The sequence below is a fragment of the Pseudomonas algeriensis genome (assembly GCF_048847255.1).
GTDB lineage: Bacteria > Pseudomonadota > Gammaproteobacteria > Pseudomonadales > Pseudomonadaceae > Aquipseudomonas.
In genome coordinates this window covers 418,876-437,508 of sequence record NZ_JBKKRK010000003.1, presented here as the reverse complement: position 1 = coordinate 437,508, position 18,633 = coordinate 418,876, and the positions used below count along the sequence as shown (strand labels likewise).

15 protein-coding genes are annotated in these 18,633 nt (G+C 61.4%); 9 read left to right on the top strand and 6 right to left on the bottom strand.

The features are described 5' to 3' along the window. Window positions 1–18 precede the first annotated feature (18 nt). Window positions 19–1,248, top strand: coding sequence for a winged helix-turn-helix domain-containing protein (locus ACLK1G_RS07200; protein ID WP_420764796.1), 1,230 nt, complete (start codon window positions 19–21; stop codon window positions 1,246–1,248). Window positions 1,249–1,380: 132 nt separating this feature from the next. On the opposite strand, the gene ACLK1G_RS07195 is transcribed toward ACLK1G_RS07200, so the two are convergent. Then, on the bottom strand, window positions 1,381–2,727 hold the full coding sequence (locus ACLK1G_RS07195; protein ID WP_420764795.1) for a class II 3-deoxy-7-phosphoheptulonate synthase: 1,347 nt from the start codon (window positions 2,725–2,727) through the stop codon (window positions 1,381–1,383). A gap of 143 nt (window positions 2,728–2,870) precedes the next feature. Here ACLK1G_RS07195 and ACLK1G_RS07190 point away from each other — a divergent pair, with 143 nt between their 5' ends. Both ACLK1G_RS07190 and ACLK1G_RS07185 read left to right on the top strand, forming a co-directional pair. After that, entirely contained in the window at window positions 2,871–3,626 is a 756-nt protein-coding gene (locus ACLK1G_RS07190; protein ID WP_420764794.1) for a spermidine synthase, read from the top strand. Window positions 3,627–4,091: 465 nt separating this feature from the next. Continuing rightward, on the top strand, window positions 4,092–5,765 hold the full coding sequence (locus ACLK1G_RS07185) for a DEAD/DEAH box helicase (RefSeq protein ID WP_030141884.1): 1,674 nt from the start codon (window positions 4,092–4,094) through the stop codon (window positions 5,763–5,765). 200 nt (window positions 5,766–5,965) lie between these two features. Here ACLK1G_RS07185 and ACLK1G_RS07180 read toward each other — a convergent pair whose 3' ends face one another. Beyond that, complete coding sequence (locus ACLK1G_RS07180; protein ID WP_420764793.1) at window positions 5,966–6,733, bottom strand: DODA-type extradiol aromatic ring-opening family dioxygenase; 768 nt, start codon at window positions 6,731–6,733, stop codon at window positions 5,966–5,968. Between the two features lie 104 nt (window positions 6,734–6,837). On the opposite strand from ACLK1G_RS07180, the gene ACLK1G_RS07175 reads away from it, so the two are divergent. Next, window positions 6,838–7,542: a thiopurine S-methyltransferase gene (locus ACLK1G_RS07175; RefSeq protein WP_420764792.1), complete on the top strand. Its 705-nt coding sequence runs from the start codon at window positions 6,838–6,840 to the stop codon at window positions 7,540–7,542. Between the two features lie 48 nt (window positions 7,543–7,590). Here the strand turns inward: ACLK1G_RS07175 and htpX are convergent, their stop codons facing one another. Both htpX and ACLK1G_RS07165 read right to left on the bottom strand, forming a co-directional pair. Beyond that, window positions 7,591–8,478, bottom strand: coding sequence for a protease HtpX (gene htpX, locus ACLK1G_RS07170; RefSeq protein WP_003183732.1), 888 nt, complete (start codon window positions 8,476–8,478; stop codon window positions 7,591–7,593). Between the two features lie 301 nt (window positions 8,479–8,779). Next, entirely contained in the window at window positions 8,780–9,991 is a 1,212-nt protein-coding gene (locus tag ACLK1G_RS07165) for a pyridoxal phosphate-dependent aminotransferase (RefSeq protein ID WP_420764791.1), read from the bottom strand. 220 nt (window positions 9,992–10,211) lie between these two features. On the opposite strand from ACLK1G_RS07165, the gene msrB reads away from it, so the two are divergent. From msrB to ACLK1G_RS07150, 3 genes are all read left to right on the top strand, one after another. Beyond that, complete coding sequence (gene msrB / locus ACLK1G_RS07160) at window positions 10,212–10,607, top strand: peptide-methionine (R)-S-oxide reductase MsrB (protein WP_420764790.1); 396 nt, start codon at window positions 10,212–10,214, stop codon at window positions 10,605–10,607. Window positions 10,608–10,879: 272 nt separating this feature from the next. Then, complete coding sequence (locus tag ACLK1G_RS07155) at window positions 10,880–11,365, top strand: glutathione peroxidase (RefSeq protein ID WP_420764789.1); 486 nt, start codon at window positions 10,880–10,882, stop codon at window positions 11,363–11,365. Next, complete coding sequence (locus ACLK1G_RS07150) at window positions 11,362–11,823, top strand: MarR family winged helix-turn-helix transcriptional regulator (RefSeq protein WP_420764788.1); 462 nt, start codon at window positions 11,362–11,364, stop codon at window positions 11,821–11,823. Before ACLK1G_RS07155 ends, ACLK1G_RS07150 begins: the two co-directional genes overlap by 4 nt. Here ACLK1G_RS07150 and ACLK1G_RS07145 read toward each other — a convergent pair. Next, on the bottom strand, window positions 11,807–14,128 hold the full coding sequence (locus ACLK1G_RS07145; protein WP_420764787.1) for a hybrid sensor histidine kinase/response regulator: 2,322 nt from the start codon (window positions 14,126–14,128) through the stop codon (window positions 11,807–11,809). The two genes, ACLK1G_RS07150 and ACLK1G_RS07145, sit on opposite strands and share 17 nt — an antisense overlap. A 163-nt stretch (window positions 14,129–14,291) precedes the next feature. On the opposite strand from ACLK1G_RS07145, the gene ACLK1G_RS07140 reads away from it, so the two are divergent. Both ACLK1G_RS07140 and ACLK1G_RS07135 read left to right on the top strand, forming a co-directional pair. Further along, a complete protein-coding gene (locus ACLK1G_RS07140) occupies window positions 14,292–15,182 on the top strand; it encodes an ATP-binding protein (RefSeq protein WP_420764786.1) in 891 nt (296 codons plus the stop codon). Next, window positions 15,179–15,661 (top strand): GAF domain-containing protein, encoded by a 483-nt coding sequence (locus ACLK1G_RS07135; RefSeq protein WP_420764785.1) that lies wholly within the window; start codon window positions 15,179–15,181, stop codon window positions 15,659–15,661. Before ACLK1G_RS07140 ends, ACLK1G_RS07135 begins: the two co-directional genes overlap by 4 nt. Here ACLK1G_RS07135 and ACLK1G_RS07130 read toward each other — a convergent pair whose 3' ends face one another. After that, window positions 15,662–18,610: an HD domain-containing phosphohydrolase gene (locus ACLK1G_RS07130; RefSeq protein WP_420764784.1), complete on the bottom strand. Its 2,949-nt coding sequence runs from the start codon at window positions 18,608–18,610 to the stop codon at window positions 15,662–15,664. Between the last annotated feature and the right edge of the window lie 23 nt (window positions 18,611–18,633).

Below are 18,633 nucleotides of genomic sequence, written 5' to 3'. Positions count from 1 at the left end.
GCAGACAAGGAGATCTCCATGCCCGCGACTCTGTCCTTTACCCTCAAACAGGCCCGGCGTCTGGCGCTGGCCGCCCAAGGATTCGATGGGCGGCTACCGTCGACGCCGGTCCAACCCTCCCGCCTCAACCGCCTGATCGAACGCCTTGGCGTCCTGCAGATCGATTCAGTCAACGCGTTGGTGCGCTCGCATTACCTTCCGCTGTTCTCCCGCCTCGGTCATTACAATCGCGATTTGCTCGATCAAGCTGCCTGGAGCCAGGGGCGTCGTCGCACGTTGTTCGAATATTGGGGGCATGAGGCTTCGCTGCTGCCGATGACGATGTATCCGTCGATGCGCTGGCGCATGGCCCGGGCGGCGCGCGGCGAAGGTATTTATCAACAATTGGCGCGTTTCGGCCGCGAGCAGCAAGACGTGATCGGTCGAGTCCTGCAATCTGTTCGGGACCAGGGCGCGATTGGCGCGGGCAGCTTGTCCACGCGCCAGGAAAAGGCCGGGCCGTGGTGGGACTGGAGCGCGGAGAAGCATGCGCTGGAGTGGCTGTTCGCGGCGGGCGAGGTGACGGTGGCGGGGCGCCGTGGCTTCGAGCGCCTCTATGATTTGCCGGAGCGGGTCTTGCCGGCCTCGATCCTGCAGCAACCGCTGCCGGACGAAGCCCAGGCCCAGCGCACACTGCTGATTCATGCCGCCGAAGCCTTGGGGGTTGGCACCGAGAAGGATCTGCGCGACTACTTTCGCTTGAGCCCGGCGGACGCCCGCGAGCGGCTGGCTGAACTGGAAGAGGCCGGAGCACTGCTGCGCTGTCAGGTCCAGGGTTGGAAACAGCCGGCCTGGTGTCGCCCCCTCGTGAAAATTCCACGCAAAGTTGCCGCCAGTGCGCTGCTGTCACCGTTCGATTCGCTGGTCTGGGAGCGCAGTCGCACCGAGCGGCTGTTTGATTTTCGCTATCGCTTGGAGATCTACACGCCGGTACACAAGCGGGTGTATGGCTATTACGTCCTGCCGTTTCTACACAACGAGCGAATTGCCGCCCGGGTTGATTTGCGGGCGGAGCGGGCTTTGGGGCAATTGGCCGTGCATGCCGTGCACGAGGAGGTGCCCGGGATGGACGAGGAGGGCATGCTGGCGCTGGCGGCGAATCTGTGGAGCATGGCCCGGTGGTTGGGGTTGGAGCGGGTTCAACTCAATTGCCGGCGGGAGGGTGGGGTTCGGTTGGCGGTGGCATTGGCTGAAATTACCAGTGACTGAGCTGGCCCCTTCGCGAGCAGGCTCGCTCCCACAGGGATTTGCGGTGACTACAGCCTTTGTGACACAGCAAATCCAATGTGGGAGCGAGCCTGCTCGCGAGGCGATTGAACAGGTGAAGAAGGACCTACAGACTCACCGCCGAACCTGCTTCAAGGTCTCGGCAATCAAGAATGCCAACTCCAGCGACTGGTCAGCATTCATCCGCGGGTCGCAGTGGGTGTGGTAGCGGTCCGACAGGCCGTCCTCGGTGATCGGGCGCGCGCCGCCGATGCATTCGGTGACGTTCTGCCCGGTCATCTCGATGTGGATACCGCCGGCGTAAGTCCCTTCGGCTTCATGGACCTGGAAGAATTGCTTCACTTCGCCAAGGATCTGCGCAAAGTCCCGGGTCTTGTAGCCGCTGCTGGCCTTGATGGTGTTGCCGTGCATCGGATCGGAGCTCCACAGCACCTGCTTGCCTTCACGCTGTACGGCGCGCAGCAGTTGCGGCAGGTGATCGCCAACCTTGTTGGCGCCCATGCGCGCGATCAGGTTCAGTCGGCCCGGGTCATTGTCCGGGTTGAGGACGTCGATCAGGCGAATCAGGTCGTCAGGGTTCATGCTGGGGCCGACCTTGACGCCGATCGGGTTGTTCACCCCGCGCAGAAACTCGACGTGGGCACCGTCCAGCTGACGGGTGCGGTCGCCGATCCACAGCATGTGGGCCGAGCAGTCGTAATAGTCATTGGTCAGGCTGTCGCGGCGCACGAAGGCTTCTTCGTAGTTGAGCAGCAACGCCTCGTGGGCGGTGAAAAAACTGGTTTCACGCAGTTGTGGCGAGCTGTCCATGCCGCAGGCGCGCATGAAGGCCAGGGTTTCGTCGATGCGGTCGGCCAGGTGGCTGTATTTTTCCGCCAGGGCCGAGTTGGCGATGAAATCCAGATTCCATTTGTGCACCTGGTGCAGATCGGCAAAGCCGCCCTGGGCGAACGCACGCAGCAGGTTCAGCGTGGCGGTGGACTGGTGGTAGGACTGCAGCAACCGCTCCGGATCCGGTACACGACTTTGCTCGTCGAAGCCGATGCCATTGACGATGTCACCCCGGTAGGCCGGCAGCGTTACGCCGTCGATGGTTTCATCATTGGCGGAGCGTGGCTTGGCGAACTGGCCGGCCATGCGCCCGACCTTCACCACCGGGCAACCGGCGGCGAACGTCATCACGATCGCCATCTGCAGCAGCACCTTGAAGGTGTCGCGGATCTTGGCGGCGGAGAATTCGACGAAGCTTTCCGCACAGTCGCCGCCCTGCAACAGAAAGGCCCGGCCCTGGGTGACTTCGGCGAACTGACGGCGCAACTCCCGGGCTTCACCGGCAAACACCAGTGGCGGATAGCTGGCCAGGGTCTGCTCGACCCGTTGCAGATGCGCCGCGTCAGGGTATCGGGGTTGCTGCTGGATCGGCAGGGCGCGCCAGCTGTCAGGGCTCCAGGGTTGGCTCATCATGATCTCTAGGTGATTTACGCTCGGGCGCTCATGTTATCAGCAAATAAGTGCGTGACCTGTTCCGCTTGCTTCGCGGACAATATCGCGCCTTCGCCCCGTATGGGCAGGCCCATGGCCGCCCGGCAACATCAGGAGATGAAATGACAGAGGAGCGCGTCGAGCATTTGCTCGCCGAGGTGCACGACGAGTTCGGCATGATTCGCGTGTTCGAAGTGGCCGACTACCGGTTTCTCGAGTTCGGCGATGCCATCGAGCAGAGCTGCGTGTTCACGGCCGATCCCAGCTGGCTCGAATACGACTACACTCGCGCCATGCTCATCGGTGCGTTGTGTCACGAGCAGCCGGAAAGCGCGCTCTTCCTGGGATTGGGCGCAGGAACCTTGACCCAGGCCTGCCTCAAGTTTCTGCCGCTGGAAGATGTCGAGGCGATCGAGCTGCGCCCGGATGTGCCGCGCCTGGCCATCGAATACCTGGGGCTGGATGACGATCCGCGCTTGTACATCCGCGTCGGCGATGCCCTGGAACTGCTTGAAACGGCGGAGCCGGCCGATCTGATTTTTGTCGATCTCTATACCGATGTCGGCCCCGGCGTAGGCCATCTGGCGTGGGGTTTTCTGGAAAACTGCCAGAAGCGCCTCAACCCCGGCGGCTGGCTGGTGATCAATCAATGGGCAACCGATGACGGCAAGCCCCTGGGCGCGGCATTGTTGCGTGGCCTCTACCACCGACACTATTGGGAATTGCCGGTGAAGGAGGGCAACGTGATCCTGATCGTGCCGGCGGACCTGGACCAGGCGCTGGACATGCAAGGCTTGGTTGCCCGGGCCGAAGGGCTGGCGCCACGATTGGGGTATTCGTTGCAATCGCTGATCAAGGCGATCCGTCCGGCGACGTGATCAGAACTGCAAGGGCTTTTGTGGCGAGGGAGCTTGCTCCCGCTCGGCTGCGAAGCAGACGCCTGGGTCAGTAGTCTGGAATCGATGGGGCCGCTTCGCGACCCAGCGGGAGCAAGCTCCCTCGCCACAGGGGAACGCCAGCGCAAGTGAACCGTTTTAGCCGGCTGCCCCAAGGCTTTTGGTCGCGAGCCCTACAACAGTGTTTCAGTAAAAAAAGCTCCCTTTTTGGGCGAATTCCGGTATAGTGCGCGCCGGCCTTTAGCCGGGCCGCGTCAAGGTAGCGCAATATTCCGAAGCCAGCTTCGGTTGCATGTCCGCACAACGGATGCTTCCGCGACGTTCTTTTTCATTCATTCGTTTTCGCAAATCCCCGCCGACAAAGCTGCCAGGGCGACTCTTGAGTCTCAACACGGCATGCGCAGCTTTGGAGCATGGGTCTTTGCGGATGCACTTAGAGGCAGACCCATGACCCAGGAAATCGGCGGCTTCGCCGCTCTTGAACTTCATCCCAATATTGTCGCTGCAGTAGTCGCTACCGGCTATGAAGAGCCTTCGGCCATTCAGCAGCAGTCGATCCCGATCATTCTCGCCGGTCACGATATGATTGGTCAGGCGCAAACCGGTACGGGTAAAACCGCCGCGTTCGCACTGCCGATCCTGCACCGCATTGATCCGTCCAAGCGCGAGCCGCAAGCTCTGATCCTGGCCCCAACTCGTGAGTTGGCGCTACAAGTTGCAACCGCTTTCGAAACCTACGCCAAGCAAATGCCAGGCGTGACTGTTGTGGCCGTCTACGGCGGCGCGCCGATGGGCCCACAACTGAAAGCAATCCGTAATGGCGCACAGATCGTTGTCGCCACCCCGGGCCGTCTGTGCGACCACCTGCGTCGCGACGAAAAAGTCCTCGCCACCGTGAACCACCTGGTTCTCGACGAAGCGGACGAAATGCTCAAGCTGGGCTTCATGGACGATCTGGAAGTCATCTTCAAGGCCATGCCTGAGACTCGCCAGACCGTCCTGTTCTCGGCCACCTTGCCACAATCGATCCGTGCCATCGCCGAACGCCATCTGCGCGATCCGAAGCACGTGAAGATCCAGAGCAAGACCCAGACCGTCACCGCGATCGAGCAGGCTCACCTGCTGGTTCACGCAGACCAGAAGACTTCCGCCGTTCTCAGCCTGCTGGAAGTCGAAGACTTCGACGCCCTGATCATGTTCGTGCGCACCAAGCAAGCGACCCTGGACCTGGCCAGCGCCCTGGAAGCCAAAGGCTACAAAGCCGCCGCGCTGAACGGTGACATTGCCCAGAACCAGCGTGAGCGCGTGATCGACTCCCTCAAGGATGGCCGCCTGGACATCGTTGTGGCGACCGACGTCGCGGCCCGTGGCCTGGACGTTCCGCGTATCACCCACGTGTTCAACGTCGACATGCCGTACGATCCGGAGTCCTACGTACACCGTATCGGTCGTACTGGCCGTGCCGGTCGCGAAGGCCGTGCGTTGTTGTTGGTCACCCCGCGTGAGCGCCGCATGCTGCAAGTGATCGAGCGTGTGACGGGTCAGAAGGTCGCTGAAGTCCGCCTGCCGGACGCCCAGGCCGTTCTCGATGCCCGCATCAAGAAACTGACCAACAGCCTGTCGCCGCTGGTGGCTGACGCCGAATCGACCCACGGTGATCTGCTCGATCGCCTGACCGCCGACATCGGTTGCACCCCACGTGCCCTGGCCGCTGCCCTGTTGCGCAAGGCCACCAACGGCCAAGCGCTGAACCTGGCTGCAATCGAGAAGGAACGCCCACTGGTGCCGAACAACGCACCGCGTGGCGACCGTCCTGAGCGCAGTGGCGATCGTCCGGACCGTGGTGATCGCGAGCGTCGTGCACCGATCCCGTTGGCCGAAGGCCGTGCTCGCTGCCGTACCGCGCTGGGTGCTCGTGACGGCATTGCCGCCAAGAACCTGCTGGGCGCGATCCTCAACGAGGGTGGCCTGGCTCGTGAAGCCATCGGTCGTATCCAGGTGCGTGACAGCTTCAGCCTGGTGGAACTGCCGGAAGATGGCCTGGAGAAGTTGCTGACCAAGCTCAAGGACACCCGCGTGGCCGGCAAGCAGCTCAAGCTGCGTCGCTACCGCGAGGATTGATCGACCTACGGGTTGATTGATCGAGCACGAAAAAATCCCCGACTGGTTCGGGGATTTTTTTTGCCTGTCGTTTGGCGCTTTTCAATGCGAGCGGCGGGGAGGCCAATCGCGAGCAAGCTCGCTCCCACAGGGGATTTTTGAGCGCCGAAGACCCAATGTGGGAGCGAGCTTGCGAGCGATTGGCGCGACTCGGTTTGCGATCAGTCGAACCGATAAATGTCCATCCCCAGCGTCCCCATGGTAAATCCAGCATGGGCAACGCTGAACGTACCACCGGCTCCGCGGGCGAAATACAGCGGCAACAAATGCTCGTCGCTGGGATGGCTGCGCACGGCGTGGGGAGCCTGGCGGCGGTAGTCATGCAGAGCCGTCTCGTCGTTCGACGCCAGCCTGGCAACCATCCAGTCGCGAAACGCCTTGGCCCACGGCTCGATGCTGTCGGGGCCGGCGTTCCAATCCAGGTCCCGCAGGTTGTGGGTGATGCTTCCGGAGCCGATCACCAGCACGCCTTGTTCCCGCAGGCTCGCCAATGCGCGGCCCACCCGCGTTTGCAGCGTTGGCCCCTGACGGCTAGGCAAAGAGACCTGTACCACCGCAATATCCGCCTCGGGATACATCAGTGACAGCGGCACCCAGACGCCATGGTCGGTGGGCCGTCCCGTGTCGAGGCGTGCCGGCAGCTGCGTGGCGTTGAGCAGGTCGGCGACCTGTGTTGCCAACCGAGGATCGCCTGGGGCGGGATATTGCACCTTGTACAGGTCGGGTGGAAAACCACCGAAATCATGCCAGGTGCGTGGTCGTGGGTTGGCGCTGACCAGCAGCTCATCACTCTCCCAATGAGCTGAGACAACGACGATGGCCTTGGGCCTGGGCAACTGCGCGGCAAGGCGAGTCAGGGCCGGACCGCTTTCGCCGGGCTCCAGGGCAAGCATGGGGGAGCCATGGGAGATAAACAGGCTGGGCAGCATCGACGGGCTCCTGAGGGTTAAGATGTGTCATCTTCTGTCAGGTCAATGATCGAAATCTAATACAAGTTTTAAGCTGTTTTGATCGAATTTATGGAGCGAACCCCATGGACCCCGAGTTTTGGCACAAGCGTTGGTCAACCAACCAGATCGGCTTTCATCTGCCTGAAGTGAACCCTTACCTGCGGCGTTTCTGGCCTCAGTTGGGGTTGCCTGAAGAGACGCGAGTGTTGGTGCCCTTGTGCGGCAAGACGCTGGATCTGCTGTGGTTGGCGCAACAAGGTTATTCCGTACGGGGGATTGAGCTGTCGGAAAAAGCCGTCACTGATTTTTTCCAGGAACATCAGCTCCAGCCGAACGTGAGTGCGGAGGGCGCCTTCAAAATATTTCGTGCCGGCGCCATTGAAATCCGTTGCGGTGATTTCTTTGCGTTGACGCCTTTGGACGTAGCCGATTGCGCGACGTTGTATGACCGCGCTGCATTGATCGCCTTGCCCGAGCCGATGCGTGAGCGGTATGCGGCCCATCTGCAGAGCATAATGCCGGACTGTGTCGGGCTGGTGATCACGCTGGATTACAACCAGGACGAGATGCCTGGACCTCCGTTTTCGGTAGGGCATGACGAGGTGCAGCGGTTGCTGGGTGGGGCTTGGGAGTTGCAGGTCTTGCACGAACAGGATGTGCTGGGCGAGAGTTGGAAGTTCTTGCAGGCGGGCGTGAAGCGGCTGGATGAGCGGGTATATCTGGTATCCAGTCGTGGGGTGCATTCAATGACCCCATCGTTGAAAAGTCCGCCCCCGCGCTTGGAATAGCAAAAAGAAGCCCGCATTGCTGCGGGCTTCTTTTTGAGGCTCTAGCGATCAACCACGGCGACGCAGTGCGTCAATCCGCTCTTCCAGCGGCGGGTGGCTCATGAACATGCGGGCCAGGCCCTGCTTGATGCCACCGTTGATGCCAAAGGCATTCAGGGTGTCGGGCATGTGCACTGGCAAACCTTGCTCGGCGCGCAGGCGCTGCAGGGCGCCGATCATGGCGCTGGTGCCGGCCAGGCGGGCGCCGGCGTCATCGGCGCGGAACTCGCGTTTGCGCGAAAACCACATGACGATCGCACTGGCGAGGATACCCAGCACCAGCTCGGCGAAAATGGTCGCCACGTAGTAGGCGATGCCTTGGCCTTCTTCGTTCTTGAAGATCACCTTGTCGACAAAGTTGCCGATGATGCGGGCAAAGAACATCACGAAGGTGTTCACCACGCCCTGGATAAGCGCCAAGGTCACCATGTCACCGTTTGCCACGTGGCCGATCTCGTGAGCCAGCACCGCCTTGACTTCATCCGGTGAGAACCGCTCGAGCAAGCCCTGGCTTACCGCCACCAGTGCATCATTCTTGTTCCAACCGGTCGCGAAGGCGTTGGCCTCGTAGGCCGGAAATATCCCGACTTCGGGCATCTTGATACCGGCTTCGCGAGACAGTTGCTCGACGGTCTGCAGCAGCCATTGTTCGTGGCGAGTGCGCGGCTGGCTGATGATCTGGGTACCGGTGCTCATCTTCGCCATCCATTTGGAAATGAACAGCGAGAACAGGGAACCGGCGAAACCGAACACCGCACAGAAGATCAGCAGCTGATTGAGGTTGAGGTCAACCCCGTTGGCCGCCATGAACCCGTTGAAGCCGAAAAGGCTCAGGGTGATGCTGGCAATCAGCACGACCGCCAGGTTAGTGGCCAAAAACAGCAGGATGCGCATCATGGTGGTAGCAATCTCCTCATGCTAAAGATGTAGCGTTATGCGGGGTATATAAGGTGCTGCCGCAGGCTATTCAACTCGCCTACTATTTCAAACTGTGTCCTACACGCGTCCTAAATGTTTGAAAGACTTTTCTGAAAGTGATCGTGGAATCGAGATTTGTCGCCCTTGCCCCGTGAACGTTGAGTTTCCTCTTCCTTAGGTCGCTGGTTTCCCAGTGTAGAAGGCCTGCCGGCGCGCAAAGATTGGATATGTTGCTGAATCAGACAGCGTGCGAGGCGAGGGGCCTCGCACGCTGACCGGGCTACTGGCGGTAGGACTTTAGGAAATTGCCGATGCGTCCGATGGCCTGGTCCAGGTCATCGACTCGCGGCAGGGTCACGACACGGAAATGATCCGGCCATGGCCAGTTGAACGCCGTGCCCTGGACGACCAGCAGCTTTTCGGACAGCAGCAGGTCGAGGACGAATTTCTCGTCGTTGTGGATCGGGCAGATTTTCGGGTCGATGCGCGGGAACGCATACAAGGCGCCCATCGGCTTGACGCAGCTGACGCCTGGGATGTTGTTGAGCAGTTCCCAGGTGCGGTTGCGTTGTTCCAACAACCGGCCCTGGGGCAAGACCAGGTCGTTGATGCTCTGGTAGCCGCCCAATGCCGTCTGGATGGCGTGTTGGCTCGGCACGTTGGCGCACAGGCGCATGTTGGCCAGCATGTCGATGCCTTCGATGTAGCTCTGGGCGTGATGCTTGGGCCCGGAGATGGCGATCCAGCCGGAGCGGAAGCCGGCGACGCGATAGGACTTCGACAAGCCGTTGAAGGTCAGGCAGAGGAGATCCGGCGCCAGGGACGCGGTGCAGACGTGCACAGCATCGTCGTACAGGATCTTGTCGTAGATCTCGTCGGAAAACACTACCAGGTTGTGCTGACGGGCCAGTTCCAGCATGCCCAGCAGCACTTCTCTGGAATAGACGGCGCCGGTGGGGTTGTTCGGGTTGATGATCACCAGGGCCTTGGTATTCGGGGTGATCTTGGCCTTGATGTCCGCCAGGTCAGGGAACCAGTTCGCCTGCTCGTCGCACAGGTAATGCACCGGGTTGCCGCCGGACAGGCTCACGGCAGCGGTCCACAACGGATAGTCCGGCGCCGGCACCAGAACTTCGTCGCCATTGTTGAGCAAGGCTTGCATGGACATGACGATCAGCTCGGACACGCCGTTGCCCAGGTAGATGTCCTCGATGCCGATGCCTTCGACCTGCTTCTGCTGGTAGTACTGCATCACGGCCTTGCGCGCACTGAACAGACCTTTGGAGTCGCTGTAGCCCTGGGCGGTCGGCAGGTTGCGGATGACGTCCTGGAGGATTTCATCGGGGGCTTCGAAACCAAAGGGCGCCGGGTTGCCGATGTTCAGCTTGAGGATGCGGTGGCCTTCCTCTTCCAGGCGTTTGGCGTGCTTGAGCACCGGGCCGCGAATGTCGTAGCAGACGTTGGCGAGCTTGTTCGATTTGCTGACCTGCATGGCGATGTGTTCCCGAAAATGAACGATCCAGGCGGCGTGTGAACTACCGTACTGGGGATCCTGCGTCTGTGCCCGGGCCGGACGCGGTAGATGCGCCACAATCCATTTGAATGCGCATGACGTGGCTGCCAGACTGGCGCCTGACGAGGCGCAATCATACGTGCCGCCCGATCTGCGGAAAAGCGTCGGATCGGGCTTTTTCAATTGCCGAGGTAGGACGATGGAAAAGTTGCAGAAAACCCTTGAAGAGTGGCGTGAAATGCTCGACCCGGAGCAATACAACGTCTGTAGGCTCAAAGGCACCGAGCGACCGTTCTCCGGCAAATACAACGGGACCAAGACCGACGGTGTTTACCACTGCATCTGCTGCAACGAGCCGTTGTTCGATTCGATGACCAAGTTCGATTCCGGCTGTGGCTGGCCGAGTTTCTATGCGCCCATCGAAGGCAGCGCGGTGGTGGAAGTGCGGGATGTCAGCCATGGCATGATCCGCACCGAGGTGGTCTGCGCCAAATGCGACGCGCACCTCGGGCACGTCTTCCCCGACGGCCCGCCGCCCACCGGCCTGCGTTATTGCATCAACTCGGTGTGCCTGGATCTCGTGCCTCGGGAGTAACGTTCTACGCGGTCCTTTGTGGCGAGGGAGCTTGCTCCCGCTGGGTGGCGCAGCCGCCCCAACGCTGTTTGCCAGACGGACCGCGTCAGCTGGGTTTACGACGGCTGCGCCGCCGAGCGGGAGCAAGCGCCCTCGCCACAACACCCATGGCTCATCGCAGTCACAACAGTCACAGCAGCCTCATGGTCCGTGACGTGTCCCGAGAATTAAATTGCACGCAATTTAATTGGTCGCTATCTTCATTCTCCCAACCTCTTCAGGAGCTCCCCTCAATGACCGATAATCTGCTAAGCATCCCGTGCACGACCATCAAGGGCGAGCAAAAGACCCTGGCCGATTTTTCCGGCAAGGCCGTGTTGGTGGTCAACACCGCCAGCCAATGTGGTTTCACGCCGCAGTACAAGGGGCTCGAGGCGTTGTGGCAGTCCTACAAAGACCGAGGGCTGGTGGTGCTGGGTTTTCCCTGCAATCAGTTCGGCAAGCAGGAGCCAGGCAACGAGGGGGCGATTTCTGAGTTTTGCGAACTCAATTTCGGCGTGAGCTTTCCATTGTTCAAGAAGGTCGAGGTCAACGGTGCCAATGCCCATCCGTTGTTCGTGCAGCTCAAGCAGCGGGCACCTGGGGTGCTGGGGTCCAAGGGCATCAAATGGAATTTCACCAAGTTCCTGATCGGCAAGGACGGCCAAGTGGTGAAGCGCTTTGCCCCGACCACCAAGCCCCAAGACCTCACCGCCGAGATCGAAGCCCTGCTCAAATGAATGATCTGTCAGTCGATTCGCTGAAGCTCGACAGCCAGTTGTGCTTCAAGTTGTACGCCGCGTCGCGGGCGGTGATTCGGGGTTACAAGCCGATGTTGGATCAGCTTGGCCTGACCTATCCGCAATACCTGGCGATGCTCGTACTGTGGGAATGGCAGGTGAGCCCGCCGGAGCAACCGACCGTCAAAGCCCTGGGCGAACGCTTGCTGCTTGATTCCGGCACGCTGACGCCGTTGCTCAAGCGCCTGGAACAACTGGAGCTGGTCCGGCGGCAACGATCGGCACGTGATGAACGCGAAGTGCATTTGAGCCTGTCGGAGCGCGGGCGGACCTTGCGTGAGCAGGTCGGCCCGCTCAAGGCTCGCTTGCTGTGTGACAGCGGTATTGATCTGGATCGCGTGGGAGAGCTGCGTGACGGCCTCGATCATTTGTTGGCTCAGATCAAAGCGCTGACGTAGTGGGCACCCATTGATCCAGCAATGCGGCCAGTTCTTCGCGACGGAACGGCTTGGATAAATAGTCGCTCATGCCGGCGGCCCGACAGCGCTCACGTTCCTCGGGCATGGCGTTGGCGGTCAGCGCGACAATCGGCAGGTCGGGCCAGCGCCCGCTGCGGCGGATCTGCCGGCTGGCTTCGTAGCCGTCCATGACCGGCATGTTGCAGTCCATCAGGACCAGGTCGAATTCCCGCTGTTCGAGCTGATCCAGGCCCTCGGCGCCGTGGGCCGCGACAATCACTTCACAACCCAGTTTGACCAGCATGCCCTTGGCCACCAGCTGGTTGACGGGGTTGTCTTCCACCAACAGGACACGAGCACGCAGGGTGGGCGGCAATGCGTCGATCTGCGCCTCATTGATCGTGGTCGCCTCGCTTTGCAAGGCGCGACGCAGGACCTGATAAAGCGCATGGCGCGCCAGCGGCCGGGCCTGTTGCAGCAAGGGGGCGAGGGCGCTCGCTTCTTCGCTGGGCATGAAACTGCCATAGGCGGTAACCAGCAGAATGGTGGCGTCGAAGGTCGGCCGCAGGTTGAACAGGCATTCCGGGCAATCGGTGATCAGGATGTCGGGCTTGAGCCCCAGCAGCCCGTCATCCACGGAACGTTGGACATAATCCAATCCCCAGGCGGGTAGCAACATGCCCAGCAGTTCGGCCAGCCCGCTGTTCGCGGTGGTGATGGCCACGACGTTGCCATGCAAGCGTACGACGGGGACGGCAGGGGTGTGGCAAGGCAACGGCAGGTCGGCACAGAACTGGCTGCCGAAGCCGGCCTCGGAACTGATCGTGAGCCGGCCCTGCATGGCTTCGCAGAGGTTGTAGGTCAATGCCAGCCCCAGCCCGGTGCCGCCGAACTGGCGGGTAATGCCTGCGCCGGCCTGGGTGAACGGCTGAAGGATCCGCGCCTGGGCCTCCTGGGGGATGCCGATGCCCGTGTCGCAGACCTCGATCCGCACGCCGCCCTCATACTGGCTCAAGCGCACATCGACCCGGCCGAAGCGGGTGAACTTCAATGCGTTGGACAGCAGGTTGCTGACGATCTGGCGGACGCGGGTCGGGTCGCCCAGTACCTGCGCGGGAAACTGCGGCTCGATCAGGCACGCCAGTTCGACGCTCGGGGCGGCATTTTGTGAAAGCAGGTTGGCGGTGTCTTCGACCAGAGAACCCAGGTCGAACGGGATGCGTTCGAGCTCCAGCTGGCCGGCATCGAACTTGGACAAGTCGAGGATATCGTTCAGCAACTCGACCAGCACTTTGCCCGAGTCGTGGGCGATCGACAGCTGTTGCTGCTGTTCAGCGGTCAGTGGGCCATCCAGGGACAGGGCGATCATACCGAGCAGGCCATTGAGTGGCGTGCGGATCTCATGGCTCATGTTGGCGAGGAATGCAGAGCGGGTGTCGGCCATGTCCAAGGCGGTACGCCGGGCGACCTCCAGTTCTTCGTTGGACTGGCTGAGGCGGGCATTGATGGCCTTGAGTTCGGCGGTGCGCGCCGAAACGATATTTTCCAATTGCGCCAGGTAATCGGTGAGGCGGTTTTCAGCCGTGCGTCGCTGCTGGATCTCGGTGGAGATATTTTCGAACTGCTGGTTGGCGACTGAAACCAGCACGCCGATTTCGTCGTATTGGTGGCCGGAGGGGCATTCCAGTGGGCTCTGTTCGCTGCTACTGGGATCGCGGCTGCTCAGCTCGCGGATGACCCGCACCAAGGGCTTGGTCAGCATGACGTAGAAAAGCGCCAGCAACAGGCCGGTCAGGATCAGGCTGCGAGCGAAACCGTTGAGCAGGGTGATCTCGGCCCGTCGCAGGAAGCGACTGCCGAACGAATAGGTGTCGACATCCAGCCGCAACACTCCCAGGGACTCGCCGGGCAGATGGGTCAGGTAGAGCCGGTCTTCGAACTGGCGCTGGGCGCCAAAGAGAAAGTCGCTGATGAACCGATTGTTGCTCTGCAGTTCGGGACGTTTGACGCTGGCCAGGACCGTATTGTTGTTGTCGATGAGTTCGGCACCGATGATGGCCGGCGAGCGCAACAGGCCCAGGGCCAGTTCCTGAGCGAGTTCGGCGTCGATGTTGTAGGCGATGCGCGAGGCCGGGTTGTGGCTGATTTCCAACAGCGAGAGGATTTCACGGTTGATCGATGCGTCTTCGCTGGCATAATCGATGCCGATCTGTCCCAGGCTTAATAAAGTACCCAGCACGAAACCCACCAGGACGGTCAGTCGGGCCTGTTTGTACGACAACCGTTGGGTGAACCTGATGTCCATGGAATGGTGAACCACTTACGTTTCCCTTCGCCGGTCAAGCATAGCTGATCATCTCTGAATATCGGTGCGGCCGGTATGTAGTGTGTGAAACAGACCCGCTATCGGCTTCGTCGTTTCGTCGCTGTAGCGTCATCATTACCGTGAACCTGTCCGAGGAGAAGACGTGGACGCCCGATTGATTGCTTTTCTTGAACGCGCCGATGCGGTGCTGACCCGTATCGAGCCCTTTTTGCCTGCGCCACGGCCCGCCATCGACTGGAACCAGACCCTGGCCGCCCGTTGGCAGCGCGACGGGCGCGGCGGTTTTCTCCTGCCGCTCCAGGTCAGCCTCGATATGCGCTTGTCGGACCTGATCGGCGTTGATCGCCAGGTCGAACAGTTGGGGCGCAACACCCGGCAGTTCATCGATGGCATGCCTGCCAACCACGCCTTGCTGTGGGGCTCGCGCGGCACGGGCAAGTCTTCGCTGGTACGTGCGTTGCTGGCCGAACATGCTGGCCAGGGCCTGCGCTTGATCGAGATCGAACGCGATCATCTGGCCGATCTGCCTCGGGTGGTCGAGCAAGTGGCGAAATTGCCCCAGCGCTTCGTGGTGTTCTGCGATGATTTGTCGTTCGAGTCCGGCGAAGGTGACTACCGCATACTCAAGAGCGTGCTCGACGGATCCCTCGAACAGGCCCCGGACAACGTGCTGCTGTATGCCACCTCGAACCGTCGTCATCTGGTGCCGGAAAAGGAAAGCGACAACGAGAACTGGAAGCGGGTCGACGGCGAGCTTCATCCGAGCGAAGCCGTGGAGGACAAGATTGCCTTGTCTGACCGTTTCGGGCTTTGGCTGTCGTTTTATCCGTTCACCCAAGAGCATTTTCTCGACGTGGTGGAGCATTGGATCGGCGAGCTCGCGGCGAAGGCCGGGCTGGCCTGGCAGCGTGACGAGGCGCTGGAAATACAAGCGGTTCGCTGGGCGACCGGACGCGGCAATCGCAACGGACGTTGCGCCTATCAATTTGCCCGTTATTGGGTGGGCCTGAAATTGCTGGAGCAAGATGCATGATCGATTTGATAAGCACTGGCGAAGGCCTCGAAGGCTATGGCTTGTTATCGGCACAGTTGCAATCGCTGCTGGCGGATGAGCGCGATTTCATCGCCAACGCCGCACAGTTCTCGGCGTTCCTGTTCAGTCAGCTGGACGACCTCAACTGGGCCGGTTTTTACCTCAATCGCAACGATGAGCTGGTGCTGGGGCCGTTCCAGGGGCAGATCGCTTGTGTAAGGATTCCCTTCGGTCGCGGCGTGTGTGGCGCCGCTGCGGCGACCCGCCAGACCCAGCGCGTCGAGGACGTGCATGCGTTCCCCGGGCATATCGCCTGCGACAGCGCCTCGAACAGCGAGTTGGTGGTGCCGCTGGTCAAGGACGGGCGCCTGGTCGGCGTGCTGGACCTGGACAGTCCCAAACTGGCGCGCTTCAGCGAGCATGACCAGGCCGGTATCGAACAGTTGGCGGCGATATTCCTGCGCCTGACCGATTGCTGATCATGCTTTCAATCCAGCCCTGAGCAATAGGTCGCCCGGGTCGACTTCATCGATCTGGAGCGGGTCGAGAAACGCCTCGGCGTAGCGCAGGTAGATTCTTTCTTCGATGAACAGCCCGAACAGCTCGGGATCGATATGGGCGTCACGGCACATGGTGGCCATGATGCCCAGGGCTTCGCTCAGCTTCTTGGCTTTTTTATAGGGGCGATCGGCCGCGGTCAGGGCTTCGAAGATATCGGCAATCGCCATCATTCGAGCCGGCAGGCTCATCTGCTCACGCTTCAATCGCTTGGGGTAGCCGGTGCCGTCCATCTTCTCGTGGTGGCCGCCGGCAATTTCCGCAACATTTTCCAGGTGGCTGGGGAAGGGCAACTGGCTGAGCATCAGGATGGTCTGGACCATGTGGTGGTTGATCACGTAGCGCTCTTCGCGGGTCAGCGTGCCACGCGTGATGCTGAGGTTGTAGAGCTCGCCGCGGTTGTATTTCCAGGTCGGCACATCGAGCTGGAAACCCCAGGGATTGTCCTCTGGAATCAACTCGGCCTCGTGCCGCTCGAACAGATGCTCGGGTTTGTCCACCAACAAGGGTTCATTCACGGGCAATGTCGGCTTGGGCGTGCGCGCCTGGCGGCGGTTTTCTTCCCAGGAAACCCCCAGGCGATCGTCCAGGGTCCGGGTCCATGTGCGGCGGGCGATGGTTTGCAAGCGTTGCAGGTCGGCATCGGCCATGGCTTCGGAGCCCAGGTTGCAGCGTGCGACAAAGGTGAAGTCATCGTCGAGGGCGGCCAGTGTCGCGTCGCGTTGCTCTGCCAGGGATGAGGGTTCGCCTCCGGTTGCCAGCGCCTGCCAGTAGTCGACCCAGGCGTCACGCTTGAGGACTTCGAAGCGGGTACGGATCTCGTGGATACGGTCGTTCAGGGTTTCCAGCTTGGTGGCTTTGTCCACCACGTATTCTGGCGTGGTCACCTTGCCACAGTCGTGTAGCCAGGCCGCGATGTGCAGCGCCTCCCACTCGTCTTCGGTCGGGCGGTAGCTTTCGAACGCCGGCGCCGGGCTGGCGGCGACGGCCCGGGCGAGCATCAGCGTCAGGGCCGGTACTCGCTGGCAATGGCCGCCGGTGTACGGGCTTTTGGCATCGATCGCGCCGGCCAGCAATTGGATGAACGAGTCCAGCAATTGTTTTTGCCTGGCTTGCAGGCGCTGGCTTTCGATGCTCACCGTCGCGGTGCCGGACACGGCCTGCAGGAAGGCGATGCGATCCGGCTGGAGTTTTTCCAGGTCCGCTTCGGTGCCGGTGTCGGTGATCAACAGAACCAGCGCGCCAACGGTTTCCTGGTGACGATTGCACAGGCGGATGCCGATCAGGTGTACCCGTGGCGCGTCCAGCGCAAGCAGGACACTGCGCAAATCGCCCGCCTGTTCGAAACCCAGGGACGATACAAGGGTTTGCGCGACGGCCAGCTCGCGAAGCCATTGGGGATTGTCCGCAGCGTCCAGCGAGTAACCTCGCAGGGCGAAGGTTTGCGGGTCCCGAGGGGAACCGTCGATGACCAGTCCGCAGGGCTTGATGTGCTCGCCATCGTTTTCGCGCAGGTAGATCAGGCCAGCCTGGGCCTGGCCAATTTTCACGGTCTCGAACAACACTCGCTCCAGTAGCGGGGCGAAGCGGGTTTCGGCGCGCAGGCTGGCGGTGATTTCGAAAAAGCTCGCCAGGGTTTCCTTCATGCGGGCCATTGAAACGCCCAGTTGGTCAACCTCCAACACGGGGGAGCGACGGGACACCGGGTAATGGAAATTGAAACTGCGGATGGCATCGGCTTCTTGCACCAGGGCCCGCAATGGCTTGACCAGGATCCTGGAGGTCAGCCAGCCCAAGGGCAGGCACAGCAGCAAGGTGGCGAGGGTGATCAGCGCGCCTTGCCAGCGCATGCGATAGGCGCCGGCGAGCAACTCGTCTTCCGGAACCAGCAACGCCAGTTCCAGGCCCTTCGGCCCGCCTTCCTGCATGTGGCTGCGAGAAACGATCCACTCGCGTCCCGCCGCCTCCAGGCGCGGCGTATCAGTGTCGTTGTCGAGCGCGGCGGCAATGGCCGGGTGCAAGTCGCGCGCCTTGATCAAGCGTGCCGACTGGCTGTCGGTCACCAGCCGGCCGCTGTCGGGATAACCCACGGCGTTGCCCTGCAGATCAGCCAGGACAATCTCGGTACTGGCGGTTACTTTGTGCTTGGCCAGCGTCTGGGAGAGGGCGGCCAGGGTGAGGTCTGCGCCGATGACGGCCTGATCACCACTGCGGCGGGCGAGGGTCGTGCCGATGTTGCGGCTGGAAAAAAACACGTAGGGTTCGGTGGTGATTTGTTCGGAGGTGTCCATTGCGCTGCGAAACCAGCCGCGGCTGCGCGGATCGAAGGTCTCGCCAGAGTTGTCGCGGCGACCGATGAGCGCCAGGGCCTGATCGTAGAACAATGATTGGGAGAGCACCTGGCCTTCGTCAGCCGTGCGCTCGATGGTCCAGACCTCGTAGCGCGCGGCAGCCGGTGCCTTGATCGCCGTCTTCGAGGCCTCGGAGCCCAAAGGCCGGACCATCAGGAAATTGCCGTCGCGATCGCCCAGGTACAGCGATGCCAGGTTCGGGTTGTCCCGCAGTGCCTGGGTGAAGGGGGCGAGGAGCGTCAGTCGCTGGGCCATCCCCGGTTCGCGCGTCGCCGGGTAGTGGGCCAGCAGGCCCAGCAGATGGCGGATCGGTTCATAAGTGTCGTACAGGTCCAGGCGCACGTCCTGTTCGATTCGATTGAACAGCTGTTCGCTGCCAGACAGGATGATCTGGGTGGTTTGCCGATAGTTGAAGACGCCCAGCACCACACCGGTCAGCAGCAAGAGCAGCGTGAACATCACACTGATATGAACGTGCAGGGGAAACCGGCGTTTTTGCGGACGCGGTGCGCTGGGCATTTCCATCACTCCAAGTGTTGGGG

Excerpts from the sequence above, each read along its gene's own strand:
- ACLK1G_RS07145 (WP_420764787.1), bottom strand. The coding sequence starts at position 14,128 with ATGGACATCAGGTTCACCCAACGGTTGTCGTACAAACAGGCCCGACTG.
- ACLK1G_RS07175 (WP_420764792.1), top strand. The coding sequence starts at position 6,838 with ATGGACCCCGAGTTTTGGCACAAGCGTTGGTCAACCAACCAGATCGGC.
- ACLK1G_RS07185 (WP_030141884.1), top strand. The coding sequence starts at position 4,092 with ATGACCCAGGAAATCGGCGGCTTCGCCGCTCTTGAACTTCATCCCAAT.
- ACLK1G_RS07135 (WP_420764785.1), top strand. The coding sequence starts at position 15,179 with ATGATCGATTTGATAAGCACTGGCGAAGGCCTCGAAGGCTATGGCTTG.
- ACLK1G_RS07190 (WP_420764794.1), top strand. The coding sequence starts at position 2,871 with ATGACAGAGGAGCGCGTCGAGCATTTGCTCGCCGAGGTGCACGACGAG.
- ACLK1G_RS07150 (WP_420764788.1), top strand. The coding sequence starts at position 11,362 with ATGAATGATCTGTCAGTCGATTCGCTGAAGCTCGACAGCCAGTTGTGC.
- htpX (WP_003183732.1), bottom strand. The coding sequence starts at position 8,478 with ATGATGCGCATCCTGCTGTTTTTGGCCACTAACCTGGCGGTCGTGCTG.
- ACLK1G_RS07155 (WP_420764789.1), top strand. The coding sequence starts at position 10,880 with ATGACCGATAATCTGCTAAGCATCCCGTGCACGACCATCAAGGGCGAG.
- ACLK1G_RS07200 (WP_420764796.1), top strand. The coding sequence starts at position 19 with ATGCCCGCGACTCTGTCCTTTACCCTCAAACAGGCCCGGCGTCTGGCG.
- ACLK1G_RS07165 (WP_420764791.1), bottom strand. The coding sequence starts at position 9,991 with ATGCAGGTCAGCAAATCGAACAAGCTCGCCAACGTCTGCTACGACATT.
- ACLK1G_RS07195 (WP_420764795.1), bottom strand. The coding sequence starts at position 2,727 with ATGAGCCAACCCTGGAGCCCTGACAGCTGGCGCGCCCTGCCGATCCAG.
- ACLK1G_RS07130 (WP_420764784.1), bottom strand. The coding sequence starts at position 18,610 with ATGCCCAGCGCACCGCGTCCGCAAAAACGCCGGTTTCCCCTGCACGTT.
- msrB (WP_420764790.1), top strand. The coding sequence starts at position 10,212 with ATGGAAAAGTTGCAGAAAACCCTTGAAGAGTGGCGTGAAATGCTCGAC.
- ACLK1G_RS07180 (WP_420764793.1), bottom strand. The coding sequence starts at position 6,733 with ATGCTGCCCAGCCTGTTTATCTCCCATGGCTCCCCCATGCTTGCCCTG.